General features: G+C 39.9%; 10 protein-coding genes. 6 read left to right on the top strand and 4 right to left on the bottom strand.

Annotated elements, in window-relative coordinates; all coding sequences use genetic code 11:
• Nucleotides 1-70: 70 nt before the first annotated feature.
• Together BABA_RS24310 and vrrA are read right to left on the bottom strand one after the other, a co-directional pair.
• Nucleotides 71-1018: a 4-hydroxy-3-methylbut-2-enyl diphosphate reductase gene (locus tag BABA_RS24310; RefSeq protein ID WP_007087933.1), complete on the bottom strand. Its 948-nt coding sequence runs from the start codon at nucleotides 1016-1018 to the stop codon at nucleotides 71-73.
• A 139-nt stretch (nucleotides 1019-1157) separates the two neighbouring features.
• A complete protein-coding gene (gene vrrA / locus BABA_RS24315; protein ID WP_007087934.1) occupies nucleotides 1158-1817 on the bottom strand; it encodes a VrrA/YqfQ family protein in 660 nt (219 codons plus the stop codon).
• Between the two features lie 258 nt (nucleotides 1818-2075).
• Between vrrA and BABA_RS24320 the strand changes: the two genes are divergently transcribed.
• Both BABA_RS24320 and BABA_RS24325 read left to right on the top strand, forming a co-directional pair.
• On the top strand, nucleotides 2076-3392 hold the full coding sequence (locus BABA_RS24320; protein ID WP_007087935.1) for a DEAD/DEAH box helicase: 1317 nt from the start codon (nucleotides 2076-2078) through the stop codon (nucleotides 3390-3392).
• 22 nt (nucleotides 3393-3414) lie between these two features.
• A complete protein-coding gene (locus BABA_RS24325; RefSeq protein WP_007087936.1) occupies nucleotides 3415-4308 on the top strand; it encodes a deoxyribonuclease IV in 894 nt (297 codons plus the stop codon).
• Nucleotides 4309-4371: 63 nt separating this feature from the next.
• On the opposite strand, the gene BABA_RS24330 is transcribed toward BABA_RS24325, so the two are convergent.
• Nucleotides 4372-4629: a DUF2624 domain-containing protein gene (locus BABA_RS24330; RefSeq protein ID WP_007087937.1), complete on the bottom strand. Its 258-nt coding sequence runs from the start codon at nucleotides 4627-4629 to the stop codon at nucleotides 4372-4374.
• A 174-nt stretch (nucleotides 4630-4803) separates the two neighbouring features.
• Here BABA_RS24330 and BABA_RS24335 point away from each other — a divergent pair, with 174 nt between their 5' ends.
• Genes BABA_RS24335 through zur form a run of 3 tightly spaced genes read left to right on the top strand, consistent with a single transcriptional unit; the run spans nucleotide 4804 to nucleotide 6832 of the window.
• Nucleotides 4804-5577, top strand: coding sequence for a metal ABC transporter ATP-binding protein (locus tag BABA_RS24335; RefSeq protein ID WP_007087938.1), 774 nt, complete (start codon nucleotides 4804-4806; stop codon nucleotides 5575-5577).
• Nucleotides 5574-6425, top strand: coding sequence for a metal ABC transporter permease (locus BABA_RS24340; protein WP_007087939.1), 852 nt, complete (start codon nucleotides 5574-5576; stop codon nucleotides 6423-6425). The genes BABA_RS24335 and BABA_RS24340 overlap by 4 nt, the downstream gene beginning before the upstream one ends.
• Nucleotides 6422-6832, top strand: coding sequence for a zinc uptake transcriptional repressor Zur (gene zur, locus BABA_RS24345; protein WP_007087940.1), 411 nt, complete (start codon nucleotides 6422-6424; stop codon nucleotides 6830-6832). The genes BABA_RS24340 and zur overlap by 4 nt, the downstream gene beginning before the upstream one ends.
• A gap of 34 nt (nucleotides 6833-6866) precedes the next feature.
• Here the strand turns inward: zur and BABA_RS24350 are convergent, their stop codons facing one another.
• Nucleotides 6867-7475 carry a 5' nucleotidase, NT5C type gene (locus BABA_RS24350; protein WP_007087941.1) on the bottom strand — a complete coding sequence of 203 codons (609 nt, stop codon included), beginning with the start codon at nucleotides 7473-7475 and terminating at the stop codon, nucleotides 6867-6869.
• Between the two features lie 180 nt (nucleotides 7476-7655).
• Here BABA_RS24350 and BABA_RS28430 point away from each other — a divergent pair, with 180 nt between their 5' ends.
• Nucleotides 7656-8132, top strand: a complete 477-nt coding sequence (locus tag BABA_RS28430) for a hypothetical protein (protein WP_007087942.1) — start codon at nucleotides 7656-7658, stop codon at nucleotides 8130-8132.
• Nucleotides 8133-8235: the final 103 nt, after the last annotated feature.

The following is an 8235-nucleotide window of genomic DNA, read 5'->3' on the forward strand; positions in this document are numbered from 1 at the left end:
GTGTTTCCTTTATCTCAGTTGGAGCGCTCCAGGCCATACGCCGCTGACCAGGGCGCTTGCGCTTTTCTTATTATTCTTCTGTCTTTTTTACTTTAGGTAATATCCTGCTTAGCTGCACTTTCTTTCTCCGTTCCCATGTTGCTTCGTTGTTTGGATCGAATTGTTCAAGAAACGTTATCACTTCTTTTGTGATTGGAGTTGGTGTAGAGGCTCCAGATGTTACTGCAACATTTTTGGCATCTTTAATCCACTCAATTTTTAATTCGGTAATATCGGCGATGCGATATGCCTTCGTTCCGGCAATTTCCTCCGAAACTTGTGCTAGGCGATTGGAATTATTACTTTTCGGATCGCCCACAACAATCGTTACATCTGCTTCTGTTGCTTGTTCTGCAACTGCTTCTTGGCGTATTTGGGTGGCATGGCAAATTTCATTATATACCTCGACATGAGGATATTTTTCCCTGACCTTTTTCATGGTATCGGCAACATCCCATTGACTCATAGTGGTTTGGTTGGTCACAATTAGTTTGTCGCTTTCAACGGTTAATGCTTCTACATCACTAGGAGTTTCTACAAGAAAAACCAAACCTGGAGCTACGCCGACAGCACCCTCCGGCTCTGGATGCCCCTTTTTTCCAATATAAATGACTTGAAATCCTTCTTTTGTTTTTTCTTCAATCAAGTCATGCGTCCTTGTGACATCTGGGCATGTCGCATCAAGTGTTACAAGACCCTTCGTTTTTGCAAGCTCCCGTACCTCGGGGGAGATTCCATGGGCAGTAAAAATAACAGTACCTGTATCTACCTTATCTAGAATATCTTTACGGTTTTTTCCGTCAAGGGTAATAATCCCCTCTTCTTCAAAGGCATCGGTAACATGTTTATTATGAACAATCATTCCTAAAATGTAGATAGGACGAGGCAGTGTCTTATCTAAAGCCGCGTTTCTGGCGATGACCATGGCATCCACAACACCATAACAATACCCGCGTGGTGAAATTTTAATAATTTGCATATATGAAGTCCTCCTAAAAAAGACATGAATTACTAGACTATGTATTTATTATATAAAACTAATAGATATAATACAAAGATACATTTTTCCTCTAATAAAAAATGCTGTGGGACAATACAATTGGCCACAGCATTTTTCATTATATATACATTTTCGGAACAGAACTTCCTTTTTGGGGCCGGCTTCTTTTTTGAGAATCTTGCTTTTTACTTTCAGAAGGAGGTTTTTGACTTTTCTTTCTACTCGTATTTTTCGTTGATGTTCTAATTTCGCTTGATTCCATACTTGATGATTCTTCCTTAACTGCTTCTTTCTTTTTGTTCGTTTCATCTGACGCCGTATCCGTGGTTTTTGAAGCGTTTTTGAAGCCGCGATACAGTTTCCACATAGCAGGAAGGTTTTTCATCATTGGACCATATTGTTGAACCATCGGACCAATAGATTGGGCTGTCTTTAGTACATTCTGGGTATTATTTAAAATTCCAGACAGTCCGCCTGGATTACTTAAGGATCGAAGCAATCCGCCGCCGCCTCCTGCTGCTCTTCCCGCACCCTGCATTCCCATTAGTCCACCAGGTCCGCCGGCTTTAGAACCTCCCCCAAGAAGTTTCGAAAGCAAACCGCCGCCTCCCCTGTTCATTTGGCCGCCGGCTCCCATCATTCTTCCCATCATCTGTCCGCCGCCCATTGGGCCTCCCGGTGGCCGCATTATTTGTCCCATCATTGGATTTCTTCCTCCAAGCAGGCCCGGTCCCATGCTCATACCGCCATTCATGGGCATTCTTGGTCCTGGAAACATACAAATGCCCTCCTTTCAATTTCCTTCATACATTAAAATATGCATATTTCCTAATTTGGTTTAGGTATTCCACACAAGGAAAAAATAAATTTCGTTTTAAAAAGTGAGGAAAAAGTAAAAGATGGGAATAAAAGAATAGTTAGCTGGTTATTTAGATGAAATTTGACTATAATTACAGGATGGAAAGCACAACACTCTAATTAAGGGAAGAAGACTACTCCATCGATATTATATATTTTTTAAATAAGGAGCAATTATATGAAAGAAAATCGATTTAACCGTTTTACATTTCAGCCGTTTATTATAGAATCCCTGAATCAGTTTGGCTTTTCTCAGCCGACTGAAATCCAGGAGCGGATGATTCCATTAGTATTAAAAGGGGAAAGTGCGATTGGTCAATCGCAAACGGGAACAGGGAAAACATTTGCCTATGCGTTACCTATCCTCGAAAAAATTGATCCAAAGCGTCAAGAGGTTCAAGCGGTTATTACTGCACCGACAAGGGAATTAGCAACACAAATCTATCAGCAAATCCTGAAAGTAACGGAGCACTGCAGCCCAGACAGCCCAATCATGACGAGATGCTATATTGGCGGAACAGATAAGCAGCGTACAATTGAAAAATTGAAGGTGCAGCCGCATATTGTTGTGGGAACCCCAGGTCGAATTAAGGATCTGATGATTGAGAAAGCACTTTTTGTCCATACATCAAGTATTCTTGTTGTGGATGAGGCTGATATGATGCTGGATATGGGATTTATTGAGGATGTTGATCAGGTTGCCGCTAAAATGCCGGAGAACCTGCAAATGCTAGTCTTTTCAGCTACCATTCCTGAGAAGCTAAAGCCTTTTCTTAAAAAATATATGGAAAATCCAAAGATGATTCAGATTGAATCAAAACAAAAATCTGCAGAAAATTTGGTGCAATATCTTCTGCCATCAAGGCATCGCAGTAAAAAACAGCTTGTTCATGATGCCTTGCTTGCTTACAATCCCTATTTAGCGATTGTATTTACGAATACAAAAAAGAAGGCGGAAGAAGTTGCCTACTTTTTAAATGAAAAAGGTTTAAAGGTTGGCCGTGTCCATGGTGATTTAAACCCGCGAGAACGAAAAAAAATGATGAAGCAAATTCAGGATTTAGAGTACCAATATATTGTTGCCACTGACCTTGCTTCTAGAGGAATTGACATTGAGGGCGTCAGCCATATCATTAACTATGAACTTCCGACTGATTTAGATTTTTATATTCATCGGGTGGGAAGGACCGCTAGAGCAGGGAATTCCGGGATTGCCCTTACGGTTTACGAAAGTTCGGACGAGGATGCATTAAATCGTTTGGAAAAAATGGGGATACAATTTAAATATGTCGATTTGAAAAACGGCGAATTGGTTGAGGCCGATGAACGAAATAAGCGAAAAACTCGGGTAAGAAAAGAGGACGAGGCTGATAAAAAAGCCAAATCGATGGTGAAGAAACCACAGAAAGTAAAACCAGGCTATAAAAAGAAAATGCAATGGGAAATGGATAAAGTAAAAAAACGGCACAGAAAAATCGAGCAGAGAAAAAAATAAATCGGGGATGGGAGAGTACAGAATGTTGAAACTAGGCTCACACGTTTCCATGAGCGGTAAGAATATGCTGCTTGCGGCAAGTGAAGAAGCGGTCTCATATGGCGCCAATACGTTCATGGTCTATACGGGGGCACCGCAAAATACGAGAAGGAAGAAAATTGAAGATTTGAACATTGAAGCAGGACGAAAACATATGGAGGTAAACGGGATTTCAGAAATTGTTGTCCACGCTCCATATATTATTAATATTGGTAATACTACCAATCCGGACACGTTTGAATTAGGTGTAAGGTTCCTTCGCAGCGAGATTGAAAGAACGGAGGCCATTGGGGCGGGGCAAATTGTTCTCCATCCTGGTGCCCATGTGGGCGCTGGTACTGAAGCGGGGATCAAGAAGATCATTGAAGGCTTAAACGAAGTATTGACAGGTAAGGAACAGGTTCAAATTGCCTTAGAAACAATGGCAGGTAAAGGTTCCGAATGTGGGAAATCATTTGAGGAATTAGCGATGATTATCGATGGGGTCAACTATAGTGACAAGCTGTCAGTTTGCTTTGATACATGTCATACACATGATGCAGGCTATAACCTTGTGGAAGACTTTGATGGTGTTTTAAATGAGTTTGACAAAATTATTGGTTTAGATAAATTAAAAGTGCTTCATATCAATGATAGTAAAAATGAAAAAGGGATGAGGAAGGACCGCCACGAAAATATCGGGTTTGGTCATATTGGCTTTAAGGCTCTTAACTATATCGTCCATCATCCTCAACTAATGGAAATACCGAAAATTCTAGAGACTCCTTTTGTCGGTGAAGATAAGAACAACAAAAAAGCACCATATAAATTTGAAATAGAAATGCTTCGCGAGCAGAGGTTTAATGATGATTTACGCGATCTGATTATGCAATCCTAAAGTAAAAAGCTGTGCCTTCATGCACAGCTTTTTATATGTCCAGCTCCAGCGCTTCCGCTTTTCTCACTTCTTTGTTAACTGCATAAATAATTTATTGACCTCACGTGCCGTTTCGGGTCCGGCAGATTTGGCAATTTGTTTAACTAATTTCGCACGCTCTTTGTCATCAAAGATATTCACATTTTTACCTTTTAAGTATTCGGCAATTTTTCTTGCCTGCTGCCTATTAACCGTGATATTAAATTGTTCTGCATACTTAAGCAGCTCATCAGCAGTTATCGTGTTTATTTTATGATTAATGATGTTTTCAAATATTTTCACCCTCACCACTCCTCCATGCTAATGTATGAATTAGGATTTAGAGTGTGACAATGGGATGAGGTGTAGCGGAGCCGCTTTGAAAAGTTTTCTGCCTTTACATTCGGAAATTCCTATTGTATACTACTTGAAGTTAAATCGGAATGATTCTTATAATTAAAAGTGAGCGTGTTAAGTATGCAATCAATAATTGAAATAAACCATCTTTCCTATCGGTATGAAAGGGATACAGTCCTTGAAAATATTAACATGTCAATTCCAGATGGCTCATTTTTAGCAATTGTCGGCCCTAATGGGTCTGGAAAATCAACCTTGTTAAAATTAATTTTAGGTTTATTAAAACCGCAAAAGGGCGAGATCCTATTATTCGGCCAGAATATAAATAAATTTAAAGATTGGCAAAAAATTGGCTATGTATCGCAAAAGGCCAATTCCTTTAACTCGGGGTTTCCGGCAACCGTATTTGAAGTGGTCGCTAGCGGTCTAACCAAAAGGTTAGGCTTGTTTACCTTCTTTAAAAAAGAACATGCAAAAAAGGTAAATGAGGCCTTGGATGCCGTAGGGATGAAAAGATTTAGCGGAAGAAACATTGGTGAGCTTTCTGGAGGACAGCAGCAAAGAGTGTTTATTGCACGTGCCCTCGTTAGCGAACCAAGTCTGCTCATTCTCGATGAACCAACCGTTGGGGTTGATGCGGAAAATGTTCAATCTTTTTATCAAATGCTCGGTGAGTTAAATAAAAATCGGGATATTACTTTATTATTGGTCACACATGATATTGGAACAATATCGGATCGGGTCACACATGTGGCCTGCCTAAATAAGCATTTGCACTTTCATGGAGAAACAGCGGAATTTGAGCAGCTTAATGCTGATGGCTTGTCAAAGGTTTATGGTCATGATGTCCATTTGCTAACCCATCATCATGAACATGGAGGCGTTAGTAAATGATTGCGGGAATTTTTCATTATGAATTTTTACAAAATGCCTTCCTTACAGGAATGTTGATTGGGATAATTGGCCCGCTGCTTGGTGTCTTTATCGTTGTCAGAAGATTATCGCTGATTGCCGATGCCCTTAGTCATGTAACATTAGCGGGAATTGCTGCAAGCCTGCTGATTGAAAGAAAGTTTGCGATGATGTCGGGCCTAAATCCCCTTTACCTCGGAATGGTATTTTCCGTAGGTGGGTCTTTGTTTATTGAAAAACTTAGAGGGGTTTACAAGCATTATCAGGAATTAGCGATACCGATTATTCTTTCAAGCGGTATAGGGCTTGGAGTCATTTTCATTTCGCTTGCAAATGGTTTCAACACTGATTTATTTAGTTATTTGTTTGGCAGTGTGTCTGCTGTCAGCCGAACGGATTTGTGGGTTATTTTTAGCATTAGTATCTTAGTTATTTTAGTCATTATTTTATTATATAAAGAGCTGTTTTTACTTTCTTTTGATGAAGAACATGCAAAAGCCTCTGGCATTGCTGCCAAAAGTATTCATTTTATCTTTATAGTCATGGTTGCCCTTGTCATTGCTGCTTCAATGAGAATTGTCGGGATCCTGCTAGTTTCTTCGTTAATGACGTTACCTGTTGCGGCAAGTATTCGAATTGCTAAAGGCTTTAAACAGACGATTTTTTTATCCGTCCTTTTTGGCGAAATTTCAGTGCTTGGCGGACTTTTTGCTGCTTATTACCTTGACCTGGCACCCGGTGGAACGATTGTCATGCTTGCCGTACTTATTTTAGTAATAACGATTCTTTTCAAAAAGTTTTCAGTTGCAGGAGGAGGCGGGGCAGAGTGAATGTACATGAAGCCATTCAATATTTAAAGGAAAATGGATTTAAACAGACGGGGAAACGGGAGGATATGCTCCAATTATTTGCCGATAGCGATAAGTATTTAACGGCAAAGGACGTTCTTGAGCAATTAAAGGATGATTATCCGGGCCTGAGCTTTGATACTATTTACCGTAACCTGACTTTGTTTGCCAATATGGGGATATTGGAAATGACAGAGTTATCTGGTGAAAAGCATTTTCGCTTTACTTGTTCAAGACACCATCATCATCACCATTTTATTTGTCTGGACTGTGGAAAGACAAAAGAAATTGATACATGTCCTATGGATGGATTAAGTGAAAATTTAAAAGGATACGATATTTCTGGGCATAAATTTGAGATTTACGGCCGCTGCCCGGAATGTCATTAAAAAACAGCTTGTACGCAACCCGTACAAGCTGTTTTTAATATTGATGGGAGCTGCTCACTACTTTACATTCCATCTCTTCCTGCTTTAACCAATTTGTTACCCAAAAATAGGCTTCGCTCCAATTATTGATGCGGATTACACCTCTTGGAATGGGATCCTGATTGTAGGGGGTATCAAATAAGATAACAGGGATTCGGCATTCCTCATGAATCATAACAGCATTATCGTGTTTATCCTCAAAAAAGAGTTCGATTTGGTGCTTTTTAATGGTTTCTACTTTATCGTGCGACCCGATTAATTCAATATGGCGATAGGTTAATCCATGATGAAAGAACCAATCCTCTGTTACATCAAGTAAATGTGAGCCGCGTGCACTAATAAAAATCAAGTCATGTTTATTTTCCCATTTATGAAGTATATGGAGTGCACCTTTTGCCGGTGGGGATTCTTTATAGATTAAAGGTTCATTTTCAGCAAACCATTTTGCAAATTCTTCTTCTGAAACATTAACAAAAGGTGTTAATTCATATTGATTAACATGCTCATACTTAATATTCATGCCGAATGCTTTATTAATAAAGGGTAGGATAGATTTTGGACATGTTACGGTACCGTCAATGTCAATTCCGAATCTTTTTCTCATTATGTCTTCACCTGCTTTTGGGTTTCTCCTTTATATTTTACCAAAGTCTCGTGATCAATGATGTATTAATTTCTCGGTTAATGAAATAAAAACCTATTTAAGACAAACATTGACATAGTAAAAGTGAGCGGAACTTGAAACAATAATTAATGCTCCTATAACTGAAAGTGAGGGATTAGGATGGCAGAGGAAAGAGACACTAGAATACAGGAAGCTCTTCCGATAATTGGTCAGGATATCCCCAATTCTCAAGCGGAATTCAGGGAGGAAGCAGCATCAGAAATTGCTGCCCCTATTAAGACTTCATACACATTGAAAAAAGAAGAGCCTGTTCCTGAAATCGGCGCATCTGTTCCGATACGATCTGCACAATATAGGGAGGAAACAGCCGCAGAAATCGCTGCACCTGTTCCTCTCGTACGAAGAAGAGAACACGATGAAATTCGAGAACGTTCTGCAGGCGGCACCGGCATGGGTACCCTAGCATTGGCGCTTTCGATTTTATCACTGTTTGTTTTACCTATTCTTTTTGGTGCTGCAGGAATTGTGTTAGGGTTCGTTGCTAGAAGTAAAGGTGCGACAGGTCTTGGTGCTTGGGCAATTGGTATTGGAGTAATATCAATTGTTGTTGGCATCTTCATTCTTCCGTTCTTTTAGGAGCAAAAAAAGCGTAAGCGCCCTGGTCAGCGGCGTATGGCCTGGAGCGCTCCAACTGAGATAAAGGAAACACGAAGAGCGTCAGCGATTCGATGTTGACTTA

The organism is Neobacillus bataviensis LMG 21833 (assembly GCF_000307875.1).
Lineage (GTDB): Bacteria > Bacillota > Bacilli > Bacillales > Cytobacillaceae > Neobacillus > Neobacillus bataviensis.

Bases quoted from the DNA above. Each gene is read 5' to 3' on its own strand.
- vrrA (WP_007087934.1), bottom strand. From the start codon at position 1,817: ATGTTTCCAGGACCAAGAATGCCCATGAATGGCGGTATGAGCATGGGA.
- BABA_RS24320 (WP_007087935.1), top strand. From the start codon at position 2,076: ATGAAAGAAAATCGATTTAACCGTTTTACATTTCAGCCGTTTATTATA.
- BABA_RS28430 (WP_007087942.1), top strand. From the start codon at position 7,656: ATGGCAGAGGAAAGAGACACTAGAATACAGGAAGCTCTTCCGATAATT.
- BABA_RS24310 (WP_007087933.1), bottom strand. From the start codon at position 1,018: ATGCAAATTATTAAAATTTCACCACGCGGGTATTGTTATGGTGTTGTG.
- BABA_RS24335 (WP_007087938.1), top strand. From the start codon at position 4,804: ATGCAATCAATAATTGAAATAAACCATCTTTCCTATCGGTATGAAAGG.
- BABA_RS24325 (WP_007087936.1), top strand. From the start codon at position 3,415: ATGTTGAAACTAGGCTCACACGTTTCCATGAGCGGTAAGAATATGCTG.
- BABA_RS24340 (WP_007087939.1), top strand. From the start codon at position 5,574: ATGATTGCGGGAATTTTTCATTATGAATTTTTACAAAATGCCTTCCTT.
- BABA_RS24350 (WP_007087941.1), bottom strand. From the start codon at position 7,475: ATGAGAAAAAGATTCGGAATTGACATTGACGGTACCGTAACATGTCCA.